We start from the raw sequence: 22,546 nt of genomic DNA on the forward strand, positions 1-22,546 counted from the left end.
GATGGGTGAGCAGATGAGCGGTGGACAACCGGACGGCGCAAGCCAGTTGAGCCCGGACGAGCTGCTGGAGCAGCAGCTGGCCGGACGCGTGGGCGCGGCGGGCGGCGGTCCCGGCGAGCTGCGCCCGCTGGGCGACCTGCCCGACGCGCCGCTGTCCTTCGGGCAGGAGCGGCTGTGGTTCCTGCACGAGTTCCAGCCCGGCAGCGTGGAATACACCTCGTCGATCGCGCTGCGGATGGCCGGCCCGCTGCGCGTGGACGCCCTCCGGAGCGCGCTCGGCGGGCTCGTCGCCCGGCACGAGCCGCTGCGCACCACGTTCGCGACGACGAACGGGCGGGCGCACCAGGTCGTACGGCCCGCCACCGTCCCGGAGATCCAGCGCGCGGACCTCGGCGGGCTGCCCGGCGGGGATCGCGAGGCGGAGCTGGACCGGCTGCTGCGCGCCGAACTCGGCACCCCCTTCGACCTCGCGGCGGGCCCGGTCCTGCGGGTCCTGCTCGTCGCGCTGGGCACCGGTGCGGACGGCGACCAGGAGCATGTGCTGTTCCTGAACATGCACCACATCGCGGCGGACGGCTGGTCGAAGGGCGTGCTGCTGGCGGAGCTGGGCGAGCTGTACGCCGCCGCGCTGGAGGGACGCGAAGCGGACCTCGCCCCGCTGCCGGTGAGCTACCGCGATTACGCGGTCTGGCAGCGCGAGCACTGCACCGAGGAAGAGCTGGACGCCCAGCTGGACTACTGGAAGGGCGAGCTGGACGGCGTACCGGTGCTGGAGATGCCCACCGACCGGCCCCGGCCGCTGGTGCGGACGACGGTGGGCGCGCTGCACACCTTCGCGGTGCCCCGGGACGTGGCCGAGGGCCTGGACGCGCTCGCCGCCCGGTGCGGCGGCACCCTGTTCGCGGTGCTGACGGCCGCGACCCAGGTGCTGCTGGCGCGGCACAGCGGACAGCGGGACATCGCGCTGGGCACCGTCTCGGTGGGCCGGGACCGCACCGAACTGGAGCCGCTGGTCGGCTTCTTCGTCAACACGCTCGTGCTGCGCGGCCGGATCGATGGGGAGCTGCCCTTCGAGGAGCTGGTGGAGCGGACCACCGACCGGATCTGGGACGCGCTGGGCAACCAGGACGTGCCCTTCCACCGGCTGGTGGACGCGCTGGGCACCGAGCGCGACCCGAGCCGTACGCCCCTGGTGCAGGCGGCCCTCGTCCTCCAGAACGCCCCCGGCGGCGCGCCCGCCTTCCCCGGGCTGCGGGTGACCGACTTCCGGCCGCCGTCGGTCTCCTCGATCTTCGACCTGACCGTGGAGTTCGCCCCGGACGCCGACGGCGGGCTGGCCGGGTCGGTCGAGTACAACACCGACCTGTTCGACGCCGCGACCATCGACGCGCTGTGCAACCGGCTCCTGGTGCTGCTCGCCGGGATCGTCGCGGACGCCGGCCGCGCCGTCGGCGACCTGCCGCTGCTGACCGACGACGAGTACACGGCGCTGACCACGGGCTGGACCGAGAACCGCGCCGACTACCCGGCCGGCACGCCCGTCCACACCCTGGTCTCCGCGCAGGCCGCCGCCACCCCGGACCGGATCGCGGTGACCGGCGCCGGTGCCCGGCTGACCTACCGGGAGCTGGACGAGCGCTCCGGCAGGCTCGCGCACCTGCTCCTGGAGCGGGGCGCCACGCCCGGCGACCACGTCGCGGTGTGCCTGCCGCGCGGCGCGGAGCTGGTCGTCGCCCTGCTGGCCACGCTCAAGGCGGGCTGCACGTACGTGCCGATCGCGGCCGACTACCCGGCCGACCGCATCGCGTTCGTCCTGGAGGACACCGCTGCTCCGCTGTGCCTGACCGAACGGCCGCTGCGCGGCCGGCTCCCGGAGGGCGGCACCTCGTACGTCTGCCTGGACGAGGAGGCCGCGGCCCTCGCCGCGCTCCCCGCGGACGGCCCGCGGGTGCCGGTGGACGGGGACACCGCCGCGTACGTCATCTACACCTCCGGCTCCACCGGGCGCCCCAAGGGCGTGGTGGTCGGGCACCGCTCGATCGTCCGGCTGATCAGCGACCCCGACTACGCGCCGCTGACCGCGGACGACGTGGTGGCGCAGGCCGCCGACGCCACCTTCGACGCGGCGACGTTCGAGGTGTGGGCGCCGCTGGCGGCGGGCGCGCGGATCGCCGTGATCCCCAAGGACGTCCTGCTGGAGCCGCGGTCCTTCGCCCGCGCGCTGGAAGAGCTGGGCGTCACCACGCTGTTCCTGACCACCGCGCTGTTCAACCAGGTGGTCGACGTCGCGCCGGGTGCCTTCCGCACCCTGCGCCACCTGCTGGTGGGCGGCGAGGCGCAGAGCCCGCGGCGGGTCGCCCAGCTGCTCGCGGGGGAACGGCCGGGCCGCTTCGTCAACATCTACGGGCCGACCGAGACGACGACCTTCGCCACGTTCCACGAGATCGACGCCACGGACGGCGTACGGGCGCTGCCGATCGGCCGCCCGATCCGCAACACCACCACGTACGTGCTCGACGAGCGGCAGCGGCCGGTGCCGGCCGGCTCCCCGGGCGAGCTGTACATCGGCGGTCCGGGCGTCGCCCGCGGCTACCTGAACCGGCCCGAGCTGACCGAGGAGCGCTTCCTCCCGGCGCCGTTCTCCTCGGTGCCCGGTGAGCGCGTCTACCGCACCGGCGACCGGGTCCGGTGGCTGCCGGACGGCACGCTGGACTTCCTGGGCCGGGTGGACACCCAGGTCAAGGTGCGCGGCTACCGCATCGAGCCGGGCGAGGTCGAGGCCGTCCTCGAAGCCCATCCGGCGGTCGCCGCCGCCCTGGTGGTCGCCCGCACGGACGGCGAGCACAAGCGCCTGGTCGGCTACGTACGCCCGCAGGCCGGGGCGGCGCCGGACACGGCGGAGCTGCGCGCGTTCGCCGAGGCCCGGCTGCCCGGCTACACCGTGCCGTCCGCGCTGGTCGCCCTGGACGAGTTCCCGCTCACCGCCAACGGCAAGGTGGACCATCGGGCGCTGCCCGCCCCCGAGGAGCAGACCGCGGAGCGCGCGGGCTACCGGGCGCCGGCCGACGCGGCCGAGGAGACCCTCGCCCAGGTGTGGTCGCAGGTCCTGGGCGTGGACCGGGTGGGCGCGACGGACAACTTCTTCGAACTCGGCGGGGACTCGATCCTGAGCATCCAGGTGGTGGCCAGGGCCCGGCAGGCCGGGCTGGTCATCAGCTCCCGGGACATCTTCTCCCGGCAGACGCTGGCCGACCTGGCGCGCGCCGCCACGCCGGCGGCGGGCCCGGACGCCGACGACCAGGCGCAGGACAGCGGCACCGCGCCGCTCACCCCCGTCCAGCGCTGGTTCTTCGACCACCACACCGTCCGCCCCGCGCACTTCAACCAGTCGGTGCTGCTCACCCTGCCCACGGACGTGGACGAGCAGGCACTGTCGGAGGCGTTCCGGCACGTGGTGCGGCGGCACGCCGCGCTGCGCACCCGCTTCACCACGGTGGACGGCCGGCTGGTCCAGCAGGGCCCCGGCCCGGACGCCCCGGGGCCGGACATCGAGCGGATCACCCTCGGCGAGGCCGCGCCCGCGGAGCGCCCGGCGGTCATGCGGCAGCTGTCCGAGGCGGCGCAGGCCGGCCTCGCCCCCGAGCGGGGCGAGCTGCTGCGCTGCCTGCTGTTCGACCGCGACGACCGGGACCGGCCGCGGCTCCTGCTGACCGTGCACCACCTCGCGGTGGACGGCGTCTCCTGGCGCATCCTGCTGGACGACCTGGAGAGCGCCTACCGGCAGGCGGTGGGCGGCGCGGCGATCGACCTCGGGAGCGCGTCCACCCCGTACCTCAGCTGGGCCCGGAGGCTGGCCGAGCACGCGGAACAGGGCGGTTTCCAGGAGGAGTTCGCGTACTGGGCGGAGGTCGCCGCCGTGGAGACGGCCGGCCTTCCCACCGACCACGACGGCCGCAACACCTTCGGGGTCACCCGCGAGGTGCACGCGGGGCTGGACGAGCGGCGCACCCGGCAGCTGCTCCAGGACGTGCCCAAGGTCTACCGCACCCAGATCAACGACATCCTGCTCACCGCGCTCGGCCGCGCACTGGCCCGGCACACCGGGCAGGACCGCACCCTCATCACCCTGGAGGGACACGGCCGCGAGGAGGTCCTGCCGGGCACGGACCTCTCGCGCACGGTCGGCTGGTTCACCTCCGTCTTCCCGCTCGTCCTGGAGTCCCCGGCCGACCGGCCGTGGCGCGAGCTGGTGCTGAGCACCAAGGAGCGGCTGCGGAACGTACCGCGGCGCGGCTTCGGTTACGGGCCGCTGCGCTACCTCGGCGCGGACGCCGCCCAGCGAGAGGCACTGGCCGCCGGACCGCAGCCGCAGGTCAGCTTCAACTACCTCGGCCAGTGGGCGGACGGCACCGCCGGCAGCGCCCTCTACCGCGAGCAGCTCTTCGACTACGGGCAGGAGCACAGTCCGGCCGAGGAGCGCCCGCACCTCATCGACATCACCGGCGAAGTGCGCGACGGACGGCTGACGTTCACCGTCCACTACTCGTCCGAGCGCCACGACCGGGCGACCGCCCAGGCGCTGGCCGACGGGCTGGCCGCCGCGCTGGACGAGCTGGTCGAGCACTGCCTGCGCCCCGGCACGGGCGGCGCGGTGCCCGGCGACTTCCCGCTCGTGGCGCTCGACCAGGCCACCGTGGACGCGCTGGTGCCGCCGGGCTCGGCGGTCGAGGACGTCTACCCGCTGACGCCGATGCAGTCCGGCATGCTCTACCACGCCCTCAACCAGCCCACCGGCGGCGCCTACTTCGACCAGGTCAGCTTCCTGCTGGAGGGCGTGGACGACATCCAGGCCCTCGGCGCGGCCTGGCAGCACACGGTGGACCGCACCCCGGCGCTGCGCACCCGGCTGCGGTGGGAGGGCGTCCCGCAGCCCGTGCAGATCGTGGACCGCGAAGCCACCCTGGACGTCCGCCACCTGGACTGGACGGACACCGACGCGGCCGGCCGCCGGCAGCGGCTGGACGAGCTGACCGCGGCCGAGCAGCGGGCCGGCATCGACCTGACGCGGGCCCCGCTCATGCGCGTGGTGCTCGTACGGGAACGGCCCGGCGCGGTACGGGTCGTGTGGAGCTTCCACCACGTCATCCTGGACGGCTGGAGCACGTCCCACCTGTTCGCCGACGTGTTCGCCCGCTACCGCGCGCTGGCCGACGGCGGCACCACCCCGGCGGCCCCGGAGACGCGGCGCCCGCCCTTCCGGGACTACGTGGCCTGGCTCGGCCGGCAGGACCCCGCGGCGGCCGAGAAGCACTGGCGGGCGGCGCTCGCGGGCATGTACGCGCCGACCCCGCTGCCGTACGGGCAGAGCCTGCCGCCCGGCTACCAGTCCAAGTCCTCGGCCCAGGTCCGGGTGGAGCTGACCCGCGCCGAGACCGAGGCGCTGACCACCACGGTCCGCACCCACCGGCTGACCCTGAACACCGCCGTACAGGGCGCCTGGGCGATGCTGCTGGCGCGCCACGCGGGCAGCGGCGACGTCTGCTTCGGCGCCACCGTCGCCGGCCGCCCCACCGGCCTGGCCGGCGCCGACGCCGTGGTGGGCAACTTCCTCAACACGCTGCCGGTGCGTACGCAGGTGACCGCGTCCGACCGGCTGGCCGACTGGCTGCGGAATCTCCAGGAGGCCCAGGTCGCGGCGCGCGACTACGAGTACGCCGCGCTCGGCCAGATCCAGAACTGGAGCGAACTGCCGCGCGCCACCGCGCTGTTCCACACGGTGGTGGTCTTCGAGAACTACCCGGGCAACGACGAGGCCGCGGAGCGCAACGGCCTGTGGCTGCGGGAGCTGTCCGCGGTGGACACCACCAGTTTCCCGCTGGACCTGACCGCCTTCACCGAGGACGGCGAACTCGTCCTCCAGCTGTCCTACGACCCCGCGCTCTACGCCCCGGCCCAGGCCGGGAGCCTGGCCGACCAGCTGCTGGCGCTTCTGAACGGCATCGCCGCGGACCCCGGGCAGCAGGTCGGCGACGTACCGATGCTGTCGCTGAGCGAGCGGGACCGCGTGGTGCACGAGTGGAACCGCGCCACGGTGCCGTGGCAGGAGCTGTGCCTGCACGAACTGGTCGCCCAGCACGCCCGGCGCACACCGGACGCCGACGCGGTCGTCTTCGAGGACCGGGTGCTCAGCTACGCCGCGCTGGAGGCCCGCGCCAACCAGCTGGCCCACCACCTGATGGACCAGGGCGTCGGCCCCGAGACGATCGTCGGCGTCTGCGTGGAACGCGGCCCGGACATGGTCACCGCGGCCCTCGCCGTCCTCAAGGCCGGCGGTGCCTTCCTGCCGCTGGACCCCGGGCACCCCGCCGAACGGCACCGGCAGGTGCTGCGGGACAGCGCCGCCGCCATGCTGCTCACGCAGGACGCCGTGGCGGACCGGCTGCCGCTGTGCGACGCCACCGTGCTGCGCCTGGACGGCGAGTGGGACGCCATCGGGCAGTGGCCCACGCACGCCCCGGCCGTCGAGGTCGCCCCGGACAGCCTGGCGTACGTGATCTACACCTCGGGCTCCACCGGCCGCCCCAAGGGCGTGATGGTCGAACACCGCAGCCTGAGCCAGGCGGTGGCCGCCTGGGGCCGGGTCTACGGCGTCGCGGACCGCCCGGCGCGCCAGCTGAACCTGGCCAGCATGGCCTTCGACGTGTTCGTCTCCGACCTCGGGCACGCGCTGTGCCACGGCGGGGCGCTGGTGATCTCCCCGTCGGCGGTGACCACCGACCCGCCCCGGCTGTTCGACCTGATGGAGCGGGCCGGGGTCACCCACCTGGAGACCGTGCCGTCGCTGGCCGGCGCGCTCCTGGAGGAGGCCGAGCGGACCGGCCGCACCTTCCCGCCGCTGCGCTACCTGGTCGTCGGCTCGGACAACTGGCGTACGGAGGACTGCCGCCGGCTGCTGGACCGGGTCTCCCCCGGCACCGTCGTGCTCAACAGCTACGGCGTCACCGAGGCGACCGTCGAGTCCGCGGTCTTCCGGGCGCTGCCGGAGGCGCTGCCCGCCACCGCCTCGGTGCCCATCGGCCGGCCGATCCCCGGCGCCCGGCTGTACGTCCTGGACGCCGGTCTGCGGCCGGTGCCGGCGGGCGTCGTCGGGGAGCTGTTCATCGGCGGGCCCGGGGTGGCCAGGGGCTACCTGAACCGCCCCGACCTGACCGAGGAGCGCTTCCTGAGCGATCCGTTCGTGCCGGAGGCGGAGGGCGCCCGGCTCTACCGGACCGGCGACCGGGCCCGGTTCCTGCCCGGCGGCGACATCGAGTTCCTCGGCCGGTCCGACGACCAGGTCAAGATCCGTGGCTTCCGGGTCGAACTCGCCGAGATCGAGGCCGCCGTCCAGCGGTTCCCGGGCGTCGCCGACGCCGCGGCCGCGGTGCGCCCGGAGGCCGGCGGCAGTGGACTGACCTGCTACCTGGTCCCCGCGGCCGGCGCCGCCGTGGACCTGACCGCGCTCCGCGAGCGGCTGGGCGGCCTGCTGCCCCGGCACATGGTCCCGCAGGTCTTCGTCGAGCTGCCGCGGCTGCCGCTGAACGCCAACGGCAAGGTGGACCGCCGCGCCCTGCCCGCCCCGCCCGCGCCCGCCGAACGCCCCGCCGCGCGCACCGCGCCCCGTACCCCCGCGGAGGAGGCCCTGGCCGCGGTGTGGGCCGAGGTGTTCCGGGTGCCCGCGGTGGGCGTCGAGGACAACTTCTTCGACCTGGGCGGCGATTCGATCCTCAGCATCCAGGTCGTCTCCCGCGCCCGTGAAGCGGGCCTCCAGGTCTCGTCCCAGGACATCTTCAGTCACCAGACCGTCGCCGAACTCGCCTCGGTGGTGGCCGCCCGCAATCCGGAGGAGAAGGCAGACGTGAGTACGGAGCCGGTCGTCGGAAAGGTGCCGCTGACCCCGATTCAGCGCACGTTCTTCCGCCGGCACACCATCGCCCCCCACCACTCCACGATGTCCGTGCTGGCCGAGCTCGCGGAGCCCCCGGCGACGGCCGCGCTCCAGACGGCGCTGGACGCCCTGCTGGACCACCACGACGCCCTGCGCACCCGCTTCACCTCCGTGTACGGCCGGTGGCAGCAGGAGATCCCGGCGCCGGGCGACCGGTGGCCGCTGGAGCGGATCGCGCTGGGCGACGCCGGGGACGAGGCCGTGGAGAAGGTGGCCGCCGCCGCGCAGGGCGGGCTCGACCTGGGCGAAGGGCCGCTGGTGCGCGCCCTGCTGTTCGACCGGGGCGAGCGGCCCCCGCTGCTCTTCCTGACCGCCCACCACCTGGTGGTCGACGCGGTGTCCTGGCAGGTGCTCCTCGCCGACCTGGAACGCGGCTACCGGCAGGCGGCCGACGGCGCTCCGGTCGACCTGGGTCCGAAGAGCACGTCGTTCCTCCAGTGGTCGCGGCGGCTGTCGGAGCACACCGTCGCCGGCGGCTTCGACGCGGAGCTGGACCACTGGGCCGGTGTCGCCCAGCGCGCCGACGCCTCGCTCCCGGCCGATGCCACCGGCACGCCGGCCGTCGCCTCGGCGGCGAGCGTCCGGGTGCGCCTGGGCGCCGCGGACACCGAGGCGCTGCTGCGCGAGGTGCCGGCGGTCTACCGCACCCAGGTCAACGACGTCCTGCTGGCCGCGGCCGGCCGGATGCTGGCGGACTGGACCGGGCGCGGGTCCGTCCTGATCGACCTGGAGGGCCACGGCCGCGAGGAGCTCTTCGACGACCTGGACATCGGCGCCACCGTCGGCTGGTTCACCAGCAGCTTCCCGGTGGCCCTGGACATCCCGGCCGGCGACGACTGGGGCGCGCTGCTGCGGTCCGTCAAGGAGCAGCTGCGGGCGGTGCCGCGGCGCGGCATCGGCTACGGCGCGCTGCGCCACCTCAGCCCGGCCGGTGCCCCGGCCGAGGTGCTGGCCGAGGGCCCGCAGGCGCAGGTCGGCTTCAACTACCTGGGGCAGCTGACCGGTGCGCCGGTCCGCGACGGCGCCCTGCTGCGGGACGTCCGGCTGGGCTTCGGCACCGAGCTGTCGCCCGCCGAGAAGCTGGAGTACGGGCTGGACGTCGTGGCCTGGGTGCGCGACGGGCAGCTGGAGTTCGAGCTGTTCCACTCCACCGAGGTGCACCACGCCGCGACCGTCGAGCGGCTGGGCGAGGCGCTGCTGACGGCGCTCCGCGCGATCGTGGCGCACTGCCGGGACGCGAGCGGTTCGGCGGCCGGTGCCACGCCGTCCGACTTCCCGCTGGCCCCCGTCGACCAGCAGCTGCTGGACAAGCTCGCCGCCGACGGCGGCCCGCTGACGGACCTCTACCCGGTCACGCCGATGCAGCACGGCCTGTTGTTCCACAGCCTGACCGAGGAGGGCGACAGCGTCTATCTGGGCCAGCTCTCGTTCGTCCTGGACGGCGGGGTGGACGGCGAGGCGTTCGCGGCGGCCTGGCAGCGTGCGGCCGAGCGCACGCCGATCCTGCGTACCGCGGTGACCTGGGAGGACACCGCCGAACCGCTCCAGGTGGTGCGGGAGCGCGTGCGGGTTCCGGTGGAGCGGCGCGACCACGGCGCACTGTCCGCGCAGGACGCCGCCCGCGAGCTGGAGGCGTTCCTGGCCGCGGACCGCGCGCGGGGCATCGACCTGACGTCCGCACCGCTGATGCGGCTGACGCTGATCACCGAGCCGGACGGCGGGCTGCGGGTGGTGTGGACCTCGCACCACCTGCTCCTGGACGGGTGGAGCACCGCCGAGCTGATCTCCGACGTCCTGGCGCACTATCTGCTGCTGACCGGGCACGAGCAGCCCGAGCCGCCCGCCCGGCCGCCGTTCCGCGACTACGTGGAATGGCTGGGCCGCCAGGACCTGGCCGAGGCCGAGCGGTACTGGAAGCGGTTGCTGGACGGCTTCACCGCGCCCACCCCGCTGCCGGTCGACCACCGGTCGCCGGACACCGTCCGCGCGGGCACCGAGGCCGCCGCGCGCTTCCAGCTCGACGCGGAGGTGACGGCCCGGCTGGAGGCGCTGGCCCGGCAGCACCGGCTGACCACCAACACCCTCGCACAGGGCGCCTGGGCGCTGCTGCTGTCCCGGTACGCGGGCGAGCGGCAGGTCTGCTTCGGGTCCGCCGTATCGGGCCGTCCGGCCGACCTGCCCGGCGCCGAGTCGATGATCGGGCTGTTCATCAGCAACCTGCCGGTGCGGGCCACCGTCCAGGACGACCAGCCGCTGCTGGACTGGCTCGCCGAGCTGCAACGCGGCCAGGTCGCCTCCCGGCAGCACGAGTACGTCTCGCTCGCGCAGATCCGCGGCTGGGCCGAACTGCCCGCCGGGGTGGATCTGTTCGACAGCTACGTGGTCTTCGAGAACTACCCGTACGACGGTGAGATGGGCGCCGAGGGCGGCATCCGCATCCGCGACGTGCGCTCCCACGAGCCCACCAGCTACGCCATGGTGCTCGCGGTGTTCGCCGGCGAGCGGCTCTCCTTCCGGCTGGCCTACGACCCGGCCCTCTTCGAGGAGCGCACCGCCGAGCGGGTCACCGCCGACCTGCGCGCGCTGCTGGAGGACATCGCCCGCGATCCGCACCGTGCGCTGCGGGAGTTCGACGCGCTGAGCACGGAGCACCGCGCCGAGCTGCTGACCCGCTACAACGCGACCGGTACCGAGCTGCTGACCGAGCTGCCGGTGGCCCGGCAGTTCGCCGAGCAGGCGGCCCGCACCCCGGACGCGACCGCCCTGGTCCACGAGGGGGGCCGGCTGTCCTTCGGCGAGCTGGACCGCCGGGCCAACCGGCTGGCGCACCACCTCGCCGCCCTCGGCGCCGGCCCCGAGGAGACCGTCGCCGTCTGCCTGGACCGCGGCGCCGATCTGATCGTCGCGCTGCTCGCGGTCCTCAAGGCGGGCGCGGTGTACGCGCCACTGGACCCGGCGGCGCCCGCGCGGCGGACGGCGTACCTGCTGGCCGACATCCGGCCGCGGCTGCTGGTGACCGGCGGTCCGGCGGCGTCGGCGCTGCCGGCGGTGCCCGGGGCCACGACGGTGGTACGGCCGGACGCCGACCGGGAGGCGGTGGCGGCGTGCCCGGACACCGCGCCGGAGGTCACCGCGGCGCCCGGCGACGCCGCGTACGTCATCCACACCTCCGGCTCCACCGGAGAGCCCAAGGGCGTGGTGGTCGAGCACCGCGGCCTGGCCAACCTGCTGGACAGCCACCGGCGCACCGTCTTCGGGCCGCTCCAGGAGGCCAACGGCGGCACCCCGCTGCGCGTCGCCCACCTGGCACCGGCCTCGTTCGACGCCTCGTGGAACCCGGTGCTGTGGCTGGTCGCCGGGCACGAGCTGCACCTCGTCCCGGACGCGGTCCGCCGGGACGCGCACGCCCTGACGGCGTACCGGGCGGCGGAGCGGATCGACTTCCTCCAGACCACCCCGTCGTACTTCCAGCAGCTGGTGGAGACCGGGCTGCTGACGGACGGGGACCACCCGCTGCGCGGTGTGGCGCTGGGCGGCGAGGCGATCTCCGAGGGTTTGTGGGCGTCACTGCGGGCGCGGGAGGACCTGATCGGCTTCAACTTCTACGGTCCCACCGAGGCCACCGTGGACGCGCTGATCACCAGGATCGCGGACAGCCCGGTGCCGCTGCTCGGCCACCCCGTGCAGAACATGCGCGCCTACGTCCTGGACGAGGGGGGCCGCCCGGCGCCCGTCGGCGCCCCCGGCGAGCTGTACCTGGCCGGTGACGGCCTGGCCCGCGGCTACCTGGGCCGGCCCGAGCTGACGGAGCGGGCGTTCGCCCCCGCGCCGTTCGACCCCGCGGAGCGGCTCTACCGGACCGGTGACCGGGTACGGCGGCTGACCGACGGCCGCATCGAGTTCCTGGGCCGCGTCGACGACCAGGTCAAGCTGCGCGGCTACCGCATCGAGCCGGGCGAGATCTCCGCCACGCTGGACGGGCACCCCGCGGTGGCCGAGTCGGTGGTGGTGGTCCGCGGCGAGGGCGAACGGCGGCAGCTGGTCGCCTACTTCACCCACCACGGCACCGACGCGGTGCCCACCGGACCGGAGCTGGCGGCCCACCTCGCCGAGCGGCTGCCCGCCTACCTGGTCCCGGCCGCGTTCGTCGCGCTCGACGCCTTCCCGCTCACCCGGAACGGCAAGGTGGACCGGGACGCGCTGCCCGCACCGGAGGCCGCGCGGGCGGACGAGACCGCCCGGGTCGCCCCGCGCAACGAGACCGAGCGGCTGGTGGCGCAGATCTGGGCGGAAACCCTGGGCGTCGCGGACGTCGGGGCCCACGACAGCTTCTTCGAGCTCGGCGGGCAGTCCCTGACCAGCGTCAAGGCACTCACCCGGATCAGGAAGACCTTCGGGGTGCGGCTGGCGTTCCGCAGCCTGCTGGACACCCCCACCGTCTCCGGGGTGGCCGAGCTGATCGAGGACAGCCTGCTGGAGCAGCTGGAGAAGGAGGCCGCCGAGGCCGCCGGCGATGCCGTACCGGCGGCGGAATAGCGGCAGTGCCGCACTGACGGAAGGAGTGTCACCCGATGTCCCCCTCGCGTGAGGAACGCATAGCGGCGCTGCCCGAGCATCTGCGGGCGCGGCTGCGCAGCAAGCTCTCCGGCGCCGCCGGGACCGACGAGGCCACCGCGGCCGACGCGGTCCGCCCGGTGCCGCGCGGCGGCCCGCTGCCCATGTCCTTCGCCCAGCAGCGCATGTGGTTTCTCCAGGAGTTCGACCCGCTGGCGGTCGGCTACAACTCCTCGTTCGCGCTCCGGCTGCGCGGCCGGCTCGACGCCGCCGCGCTGCACCGTGCGGTGAACGCGGTGGTGGCCCGTCACGAGTCGCTGCGCACCACCTTCGACTCCGTCGCCGGGACGCCCGTGCAGATCCCGCACGCGCTGGTCCGCATCGACCTGCCGGTGGTGGAGCTGACCTGCGCCGGCCCCCTGGAACGGGAGCAGGAACTGCGCGCCGCGGTGGAGCGGGAGAGCGCCCGCCCGTTCGACCTGCGGACCGGCCCGCTGCTGCGGACGCTGCTGGTACGGGCCGGCGAACAGGACCACGTCCTGGTGCTGAGCCTGCACCACATCATTCACGACGGCTGGTCGCTCGCGCTGTTCACCCGGCAGCTGGGCGAGGCGTACGACACCGCGCTGACCGGCGGCGACCCGCACACCGCGCCGGCCCCGGTGCAGTACGCGGACTTCGCCGTACGGCAGCGGGAGCGGATGTCCGGCGGCGCCCTGGACGAGTCGCTCGCGTACTGGAAGCAGCAGCTGGACGGGGTGGCACCGCTCCAGCTGCCCACCGACCGGCCGCGGCCCGCGGTGCTGTCCGGGGCGGGCGGCGCGCATGTCTTCGAGGTGCCCGCCGACGTGGTCGCGGGGCTGCGCACGCTCACCGCGCAGACCGGCGCCACGCTCTTCATGACGCTGACCGCGGCGGCCCAGCTGCTGCTGGCCCGCTACTCCCGCCAGGAGGACATCGCCGTCGGCACCCCGGTGGCCGGCCGCGGCGACAGCGGTGAGCTGGACGAGCTGATCGGCTGCTTCCTCAACACCCTGGTACTGCGCGGCCGGGTCGAACCGGAGCTGTCCTTCCGGGAGTTCCTGCTGCGCACCCGGGAGACGGTGCTGGCCGCGTTCGGCCACGACGAGGTGCCCTTCGAGCAGATCGTGGACGCGGTGCAGCCGGACCGCGACCCGAGCCGGATGCCGCTGGCCCAGGTCCTGGTCGTCCTCCAGAACATGCCGGAGGCGACGCTGGAGCTGACCGGGCTGACGGTGGAGGTGCTGCAACTCCCCCAGGCCAGCACCGGCTTCGACCTCGTGTGGGCCTTCGAGGAGCGGCCCGACGGCACCCTGTGGGCCGCGGCCGAGTACAGCGCGGACCTCTTCGACGCGGAGACGGTGCGCCGGATGTCCGGCCACCTGGTGAACCTGCTCGGATCGGTGGCCGCGGCGCCGGACTCCGCGACGGGCCGGCTCGGCCTGCTCGGCCCGGCCGAGCACGAGCGGCTGACCCGCGACTGGGCGCGCAACCCGCTGCCGGCCGCCGAGACCGGGCCGGTGCACGCCATGGTGGCCCGGCGCGCCGCCGAACGCCCCGACGGCCTCGCGGTGCGCTGCGGGGACCGGCGGCTGACGTACGCGGAGCTGGACGGCGGGGCCAACCGGCTGGCCCGCCACCTGAGCGCCGGGGGCGTCCGGCCCGGCGACGTGGTCGGCGTGTGCTGCGAGCGCGGGCCCGACCAGGTGCTGGCCACCCTGGCCGTGCTGAAGGCCGGTGCCGCGTTCCTGCCCCTGCACCCGGCCTTCCCGGCCGCCCGCCGGTCCCTGATGCTCTCCGAGACCGGCGCGTCCCTGGTGCTCACCGAGACCGCGCTGCTCGACGGGTTCGCCGGGGCGGAGGTACGCACCCTCGCGGTCGACGCCGAGCGGTCCCGCCTCGCCGAGTACGACGCCACGGAGCCGGACACCGCCCGTACCAACCCGGACGACCTGGCCTACATCATCTACACCTCGGGCTCCACCGGGACGCCGAAGGGCGTGCTGCTGCGGCACGGGGGCCTGGCCAACATGATCGACGCGTCCCGGCGGAAGCTGGACGTCCGGCCGGGCATGACGGTGTGCCAGCTGTCCGCGCCCAGCTTCGACGGCGCGGTCTGGGAGACCTTCACCGGCCTCGCCTCGGGCGCCGTACTGGCACTGCCGGACGACCCGGCGGAGGCGCTCGGCTCCGCGCAGATCACCCGGCTCGCCGACGGCCGCCCCACGGTGCTCAGCCTGCCCCCGGCGGCGCTGGCCGCGGTGGAGCCGCGGGCGCTGCCCGGCGGGTCCGTGATCCTCGCGGTGGGCGACCGCTGCCCCGCCGGCCTGGCCCGCACCTGGTCGCGCACCCACCGCTTCATCAACGGCTACGGGCCAACCGAGAACACCGTCGGGGCGACCATGTACGAGGGCGACGGGACCGAGCGCACGGACGCGGCCGACCGCCTGCCGATCGGCCGCCCGCTGCCCAACGTCGAGGTCTACGTCCTGGACGCCTACGGCAACCCGGTGCCCGCCGGGGTGACCGGCGAGATCCACCTCGGCGGCGCCCAGGTCGCCGCGGGCTACCTGGGGCGCCCCGACCTGACCGCGCAGCGGTTCGTGGCGCACCCCTTCAGCGACGATCCGGACGCCCGCCTCTACCGGACCGGGGACCTGGCGGCCTGGCTGCCCGACGGGAAGCTCGACTTCCGCGGCCGGGTGGACGACCAGGTCAAGATCCGCGGCTTCCGGATCGAACCGGGCGAGGTCGAGGCCGCGATGCTGCGCCACCCGCGGGTCGCCCAGGCGGCGGTCGTGGTCCGCTCGGGCCCGCGCGGCAAGCGGCTGGCGGGCTACGTGGTGCCGGACTCCGGCGACGGAGCGGCTCTCGCGGCGGAGGTGCGCGAACTGCTGGCCGGCGAACTGCCCGCCTTCATGGTGCCCAGCACCCTGACCGTCCTGCCGGACCTGCCGCTGACCACCAACGGCAAGGTCGACCGGGCCGCCCTGCCGGAGGAGCGGCCCGGCGCCGAGCGGCGGGCGACCCGCCCCAGCGGCCCGGTGGAAACGTCGCTGGCCGAGGTGTTCGCGTCCGTCCTGGGCGTCGAGGAGGTCGGCGCGGACGACGACTTCTTCGAACTGGGCGGTGACTCGATCCTGTCCACCCAGGTCGTCGCCCGCGCCCGGCAGGCCGGACTGCGGATCACCACCAAGGAGCTCTTCCAGTACAAGACCGTCGCCGGGCTCGCCCGGGTGGCGCGCGCCGAGAACGCCGAAGGTGCCGCGGACGGTACGGACGACGACGCGCACCGGACCGGGCCGGTGCCGCTGACGCCCGTACAGCACTGGTTCTTCGCCCATCACACCGTCAATCCGCATCACTTCAACCAGTCGGTGCTGCTGGAGCTGGTGCCCGGCGCCGATCACCAGGCGCTGCGCGGCGCGCTCGGGCTCCTCATGGAGCGCCACGACGCCCTGCGTACCCGTTTCGTGCGGGAGGACGGGACCTGGCGGCAGGAGATCGGCGCCGGGGCCGACGGCCGCTGGCACTTCCGGGAGGTGGAGCTGGCCGGGGCCGACGACGCGGCGGCGGCCGAGCGCACCGGGCAGGAGATCGAGGCCGCGCAGCGCGGACTGCATCTGACCGAGGGGCCGCTGGTACGGGCCGTCCTGTTCGACCGCGGTTCCCGGCACGCCGCGCAGCTCTTCCTCACCGTGCACCACTTGGTGGTCGACGGGGTGTCCTGGCGCGTCCTGCTGGACGATCTGCGCCGGGCCTACACCCGGCTCGCCGCCGGGCAGGAAGCGGACCTGGGCCCGCGCAGCACCTCCTTCGGCACGTGGGCGCACCGGCTGCGCGAGCACACCGCGGCAGGCGGGTTCGACGACGAACTGGCCTACTGGCGCGGCCTTCCCAAGTCCGACGGCCCGCCGGAGGACACCGGCACCTTCGCCGGCCGCCGCACCGTGCACGACGGGCTCGACGCGGCCGACACCGAGGTGCTGCTGCGCCGGGTGCCGGGCGTCCTGCGGGCCAAGGTCGACGAGGTGCTGCTGGCCACGCTCGGCCAGGCGCTCAGCGGCTGGGACGGCACCGGGCCGACGCTCGTGGACCTGGAGGGACACGGCCGGGAGGACATCCTCGACGGTGTCGACCTCAGCGGCACCGTCGGCTGGTTCACCACCATCTACCCGGTGGCGCTCGACGTGCCCAAGGACGCGGCGCCGAAGGACGCCGTGCGGACCGTCAAGCGCCAGTTGCGCACCCTGCCCCGGCACGGCATCGGCTACGGCGCGCTGCGCCACCTGACGCCCGGTACGGGTCAGGCCGGACCGGCCTTGCCGCCCGCCCACGCCCGGATCGCCTTCAACTACCTGGGCCAGTGGGACGGCCAGCTCCCCGACGGCGACGCCCTGGTGGCGCGCCACCTCGACCACGGCGGGCACGACCACGAACCGGCCGAACGGCGGCTGTACGAGCTGGAGATCGCCGCCGCGGTGCAGTCCGGCCGGCTCGACCTGAGCTGCGCCTACTCCCCCGCCCGGCACGACGCGGCGGTGGTCGCCGGCCTGCTGCGGACGGTCGCCGACGGTCTGCGGGAGCTGGTGCGCTCGTGCGGCTGACCCGACCCGGCCCCTCACCCACGACAGGAAGACACCTCATGACGACTCCCCACCCGTGGCTGGTGACCCCGGCCAGGCGCCCCGCCGCGGGGACCCGGCTGGTCTGCCTGCCGCACGCCGGCGGCAGCGCCAGCTTCTACCGGCGCTGGGCCCAGCACCTGGACGCCGGCGTCGAGTTGCAGATCGTCCAGTACCCCGGCCGGGAGGAACGGGTCAACGAGCCCTTCCTGACGGACCCCGCGGCGCTGGTCGACGCCGTCGCCGGGGCGGTGCTGGAGACGGCGCGGCCCGAGGTGGAGACGGTGCTGTTCGGCCACAGCATGGGAGCCCTGATCGGGTACGAGACGGTCCGCACCCTGGCGGCCCGCGGGCTGCGCGTGGACCGGCTGTTCGTCTCCGGCCAGGCGGCCCCGGACGAGCGGATCGGCCGCGAGCCCGCCGCGGCGATGACCGACGGCGCCCTCCTGCGCGAGGTGGAGCAGCACGGCGGCACGCAGATGAGCGTCTTCGACGACCCGGAGATCCGGGAGATGGTGCTGCCGATCCTGCGCAACGACTACCTGCTCATCGACTCCTACAGCCCGCGCGAGACGCCCCCGGTCGACGCGTGCGTCACCGCGCTCACCGGGGACCGGGACACCAGCGTCAGCGTGGCGCGGGTACGGCGGTGGGAGGGCGTGGCCGGCAAGGAGTTCCATCTGCACACCTTCCCCGGCGGGCACTTCTTCCTGGCGGAGCAGCGCGCCCAGGTCATCACCGTGCTGCACCGGTACCTGCGCTCCGGGGTCTGAGAAACCCGTACCGCACAAACGGCCCGGAATTGCCGGGACATTAAGCGAGAACTGAATGACGCACACCGGGCGGCGCCGCCCGTAGCGAATTGCGGCGCCGCCCGGTGTGCTGCCGTTTTCCGGCTACCACGGCCCGCGACTGCCCCGCCGGGCACCTGGAGTGCAGGTTTCCACTGAGCCTTAAAAGCTTGTCTCGATCTCGTGCCCTGCTGAAAGATTCCGACCGTGCCGGTGACCGAGGGAATCGCCGGTTACTCGACTTCACACGGGAGGGCCTCAGTGCTCACAAACGTCGTCATCGTCGGTGGAGGCACCTCCGGCTGGATGACCGCATCGTATTTGCAGGCCGCGTTCGGTGAACGCATTTCGGTCACGGTGCTGGAATCCAAGCGGATCAAGACGATCGGGGTCGGCGAAGCGACCTTCAGCACGGTGCGCCACTTCTTCGACTACCTCGGGCTCCCGGAACACGTGTGGATGCCGAAGTGCAACGCCACGTACAAGCTCGGCATCCGCTTCGAGAACTGGCACCGCAAGGGCAGCTACTTCTACCACCCGTTCGAGCGGCTGCGGGTCGTCGACGGGTTCCCCCTCACCGACTGGTGGCTGCACCGCCGGCCCGGCGGCAGCGAGCGGTTCGACCAGGACGTGTTCCTGATGTCCGCGATCTGCGACGCCGAGCGCTCGCCCCGCTACATGGACGGCACCCTGTTCGAGCAGGACTTCAAGGAGCAGGCCGACCCGAAGGGCCGCAAACCGGAGCGCAGCACGCTCACCGAGCAGGACACCCAGTTCCCCTACGCCTACCAGTTCGACGCCAGCCTGCTGGCCGACTACCTCTGCGAGTACTCCACGCAGCGCGGCACGCGGCACATCGAGGACGACGTCGTCGAGGTCGCCCGGGACGACCGCGGCTGGATCAGCCACCTGCGGACCCGCGAGCACGGTGACGTCACCGCCGACCTGTACATCGACTGCACCGGCTTCCGGGGCCTGCTGCTGAACCAGGCCCTGGAGGAGCCCGTCATCTCCTTCCAGGACACGCTGCCCAACGACCGGGCGGTGGCCCTGCGGGTGCCGGTCGACATGGAGAAGCGCGGGCTGCGCCCCTGCACCACGGCCACCGCCCAGGACGCCGGGTGGATCTGGACCATCCCGCTCTTCGGGCGGATCGGCACCGGCTATGTGTACGCCAGCGACTACACCACCCCGGACGAGGCCGAGCGCACCCTGCGCGAGTTCGTCGGCCCGGACGCCGCGGACGTGGAGGCCAACCACATCCGCATGCGCATCGGCCGCAGCCGCAACGCCTGGGTCAACAACTGCGTGGCCATCGGACTCGCCAGCGGATTCGTGGAGCCGCTGGAGTCGACCGGCATCTTCTTCATCCAGCAGGGCATCGAGCAGCTCGTCAAGCATTACCCGGCCGAGGACTGGGACCCGAGCCTGCGGGATTCCTACAACCGCACCATCGGGAATGCGATCGACGGTGTCCGGGAATTCCTGGCGCTGCATTACCGCGGGGCCGGACGCAACGACAACCAGTACTGGAAGGACGCCAAGACGCGGGCCCTTCCGGACGGTCTCGCCGAGCGGCTGGAGATGTGGCGGTCCAAGCTGCCGACCACCGAATCGATCTTCCCGAATTACCACGGCTTCGAGCCGTATTCGTACCACTCGATGCTGCTGGGGCTCGGCGGCGTCGACCTCAAGGCACCGCCCGCGCTGGCGCTGATGGACGACTCCGCGGCGCAGGCGGAGTTCAAGCTGCTGCGCGCCCAGTCGCAGGAGCTCGCGAAGCGGCTGCCCAGCCAGTACGAGTACCTGGCCCAGATGCATTGACCACGAGCCGGGCAGCTGCGCCCTGGAAGGAGGAGCGGTGGACGCGCTGACGTACGTCCCGGCCGTGGTGCTGGTGGCGTCGGTGGCACCCGCCGTGTGGCTCGGCAGGCGGGCGGCCCGGCTGCTGGGCCAGCCCGCCATCGTCGGGGAGATCATGGCCTGCCTGCTCCTCGGGGCCCTGCTCGCCGGACAGTTCGGCTGGGGCGGGGAAGCCACCGCGGGCCGGCCGGTCCTGGAGAAGGCGGGGCACCTGGCCCTCGCGCTCTTCGTGGTCGGCGCCGTACAGGAGATCCGGGCCGGCTCCGGCAAGCTGGGCGGCCGTGCGGTGGCCTGGACGGCGGCCGGCTCCGCGCTGCTGCCGATGGGCTGCGGCACGCTGCTGGCCGTCTGGGTCCTCGCCGAGGGCGATCCGGCGCTGCGCGGTTCCGCGCCGGCCACCGCGTTCGTGCTGATGCTCGCCGGCGCGCTGTCGGTCACGGCGGTCCCGGTGCTCGCCGGGGTCCTCCAGGACCGCGGCATGCTGCACACCCACACCGGGCGGCTGGCGATGGCCGCCGCGGTGTCCATGGACGCGGTCAACTGGGCCCTGCTGGCGGTGGCCGTCGGCCTGGCCACCGGCGGCGGGCAGGTCACGCCGGCGGTGGTGTTCACCGCCGGGCTGCTGCTGGCCTGGGCGCTGCGCCGGCTCGGCGGGCTCCCCGCCGCCCGCGCCTGGGCCCACCGGGTGCGGCCGGCGGTGCCGGCCGGGCTGGTGGTCCTGACGACGGTGGCGGCGGCGCTGGTCACCGACCGGCTGGGCCTGACCGACGTGCTGGGCGCCGTCCTGGTCGCGCTGGCCCTGCCCGCGGACGGCGGCACCGGCCCCTGGACCCGCGCCGCCCGGACCGTCGGGCAGTGCGGCCGCCACGGACTGCCGCTGCTGTTCGTCCTGACCGGCGCGGGTCTCGGCAGCGGCCCGCCGGGGCTCTTCTCCTGGCAGGCGACGGCCCTGGGCACCGCGCTGGCCGTGGCCGGCAAGCTGGCCGGCTCCTACCTCGGCGCCCGGGCCGGCGGCCAGGACACCCCGACCAGCATGCGGCTCGCCGCCCTCCTCAACACCCGCGGTCTGACGGAGATCACCTTCCTCCAGATCGGCTACCAGGCGGACATCCTGACGCCCGCCCTCTACCTCGCACTCGTCGTCATGGCACTCGTCACGACGGCGCTGGCCGGCCCGCTGCTGTGGGCCGTCGACCGCGGCGCCCCGGACACCCCGGAGGCCGCGGGCAAACCCCTCTACCCAGTCGAGCGGTGAGTCACGTGGAACTCGTCACCCCCATCAGCCAGGAGAGCACTCCGGCCGGATTCCGCGATTTCATGGCGGGCTTCCCGAGCGGGGTCGCCGTCATCACGGCCCTGGACGCCCAGTCCCGGCCCTGGGGCATGACCTGCTCGTCCCTGTGCAGCGTCACCCTGGACCCGCCCACGCTGCTGGTCGGCATGCGGCTGGAGAGCCCCACCCTGCGCGCCGTCATGCTCAGCGGCGTCTTCGCCGTGAACCTGCTGCACCACAAGGGGCAGGCGACCGCGGAGCTGTTCGCCTCCGGCGCGCCGGACCGCTTCGACGGCACGCCGTGGCACATCCCCGAGGGGGCCGCGGGACCGCACCTGTCCCGGGACGCCCACGCGGTGGCCGACTGCCGGGTCCGCCAGAGCGTCCGCGTCGGCGGGCAGCGGATGGTCTTCGGCGAAGTCCTCCGCACCTCCGGGCCGACCGACGAACCGCCGCTGCTGTACGGAAACCGCCGGTTCAGCGTCTGGCCGGCCGGCTGACCTCCTCCGCGCACCACCCCCGCGCGGACCTCCCACAACAGGAGACCACCCCGTCATGAGCGCTACCCCGCGCAACCGCACCCCCCGGCCGCGTCGTTACCTGATGTGCCGCCCCAGCCACTTCGACGTCACCTACGCCATCAACCCGTGGATGGACCCGGCCAAGCCGGTCGACACCGGGCTGGCCGTGGCGCAGTGGGAGAACCTGCGCGACCGCTACCTCTCCCTCGGCCACACCGTGGAGTTCATCGAGCCGGTGGCCGGCCTGCCCGACATGGTCTACGCCGCCAACGGCGCGACCGTCATCGACGGCAAGGTCCTCGGCGCCCGCTTCCGCAACGCGGAGCGGACCGCGGAGGGCCCCGCCTACCTGGACTGGTTCCGCGGGCGGGGCTTCACCGAGGTGCACGACCCGCAGCACATCAACGAGGGCGAGGGCGACTTCCTCGTCACCGGCCGGTACGTACTGGCCGGCCACGGCTTCCGCAGCTCCCGCGACGGGCACGCCGAGGCCCAGGAGTTCTTCGGCCGGCCGGTGATCGGCCTGGAGCTGACCGACCCGGCCTACTACCACCTGGACACCGCGCTCGCCGTCCTCGACGACGACGAAATCATGTACAACCCGGCCGCGTTCGCCCCGGGCAGCCGCGCGGTGCTGGAACGGCTCTTCCCCGACGCCGTGCTCGCCACGCCGCGCGACGCCGCGGTGTTCGGCCTCAACGCGGTCAGCGACGGCTACCACGTCCTGCTGCCCGAGGCGGCCACCGGGCTGGCCGAGCAGCTGCGCGCCCGCGGCTTCCACCCGATCGGGGTCGGCCTGTCCGAACTGCTCAAGGGCGGCGGCAGCGTCAAGTGCTGCACGCTCGAACTGCGCGGTCCGCGCTGACGATCCGGTGTCCGGGCCCCGGCCGGGCCCCCGGGGCCCGGACACC

Annotated in this window: 7 protein-coding genes; all 7 read left to right on the forward strand. The window is 74.2% G+C overall.

What is annotated here, in order from left to right:
• Window position 1: 1 nt before the first annotated feature.
• The 7 genes from ACH4FX_RS20850 to ddaH all read left to right on the forward strand — a co-directional run bounded on the left by ACH4FX_RS20850 (window position 2) and on the right by ddaH (window position 22,500).
• Window positions 2–12,523, forward strand: coding sequence for an amino acid adenylation domain-containing protein (locus ACH4FX_RS20850; protein ID WP_398480990.1), 12,522 nt, complete (start codon window positions 2–4; stop codon window positions 12,521–12,523).
• A gap of 35 nt (window positions 12,524–12,558) precedes the next feature.
• Complete coding sequence (locus ACH4FX_RS20855) at window positions 12,559–17,169, forward strand: amino acid adenylation domain-containing protein (RefSeq protein ID WP_398480992.1); 4,611 nt, start codon at window positions 12,559–12,561, stop codon at window positions 17,167–17,169.
• 38 nt (window positions 17,170–17,207) lie between these two features.
• Window positions 17,208–17,960 carry a thioesterase II family protein gene (locus tag ACH4FX_RS20860; protein ID WP_398480994.1) on the forward strand — a complete coding sequence of 251 codons (753 nt, stop codon included), beginning with the start codon at window positions 17,208–17,210 and terminating at the stop codon, window positions 17,958–17,960.
• 279 nt (window positions 17,961–18,239) lie between these two features.
• Window positions 18,240–19,802, forward strand: a complete 1,563-nt coding sequence (locus tag ACH4FX_RS20865; protein WP_398480996.1) for a tryptophan halogenase family protein — start codon at window positions 18,240–18,242, stop codon at window positions 19,800–19,802.
• A gap of 37 nt (window positions 19,803–19,839) precedes the next feature.
• Window positions 19,840–21,096 carry a cation:proton antiporter gene (locus ACH4FX_RS20870; protein WP_398480998.1) on the forward strand — a complete coding sequence of 419 codons (1,257 nt, stop codon included), beginning with the start codon at window positions 19,840–19,842 and terminating at the stop codon, window positions 21,094–21,096.
• Window positions 21,093–21,614, forward strand: a complete 522-nt coding sequence (locus tag ACH4FX_RS20875; RefSeq protein ID WP_398481000.1) for a flavin reductase family protein — start codon at window positions 21,093–21,095, stop codon at window positions 21,612–21,614. The genes ACH4FX_RS20870 and ACH4FX_RS20875 overlap by 4 nt, the downstream gene beginning before the upstream one ends.
• A gap of 55 nt (window positions 21,615–21,669) precedes the next feature.
• The gene (gene ddaH / locus ACH4FX_RS20880; RefSeq protein WP_398481002.1) at window positions 21,670–22,500 is read left to right on the forward strand and encodes a dimethylargininase; all 831 of its coding nucleotides are present in this window, start codon (window positions 21,670–21,672) and stop codon (window positions 22,498–22,500) included.
• Window positions 22,501–22,546 lie beyond the last annotated feature (46 nt).

The organism is Streptomyces sp. NPDC018019 (assembly GCF_044327805.1).
GTDB lineage: Bacteria > Actinomycetota > Actinomycetes > Streptomycetales > Streptomycetaceae > Streptomyces.

Bases quoted from the DNA above. Each gene is read 5' to 3' on its own strand.
- ddaH (WP_398481002.1), top strand. From the start codon at position 21,670: ATGAGCGCTACCCCGCGCAACCGCACCCCCCGGCCGCGTCGTTACCTG.
- ACH4FX_RS20855 (WP_398480992.1), top strand. From the start codon at position 12,559: ATGTCCCCCTCGCGTGAGGAACGCATAGCGGCGCTGCCCGAGCATCTG.
- ACH4FX_RS20850 (WP_398480990.1), top strand. From the start codon at position 2: ATGGGTGAGCAGATGAGCGGTGGACAACCGGACGGCGCAAGCCAGTTG.
- ACH4FX_RS20860 (WP_398480994.1), top strand. From the start codon at position 17,208: ATGACGACTCCCCACCCGTGGCTGGTGACCCCGGCCAGGCGCCCCGCC.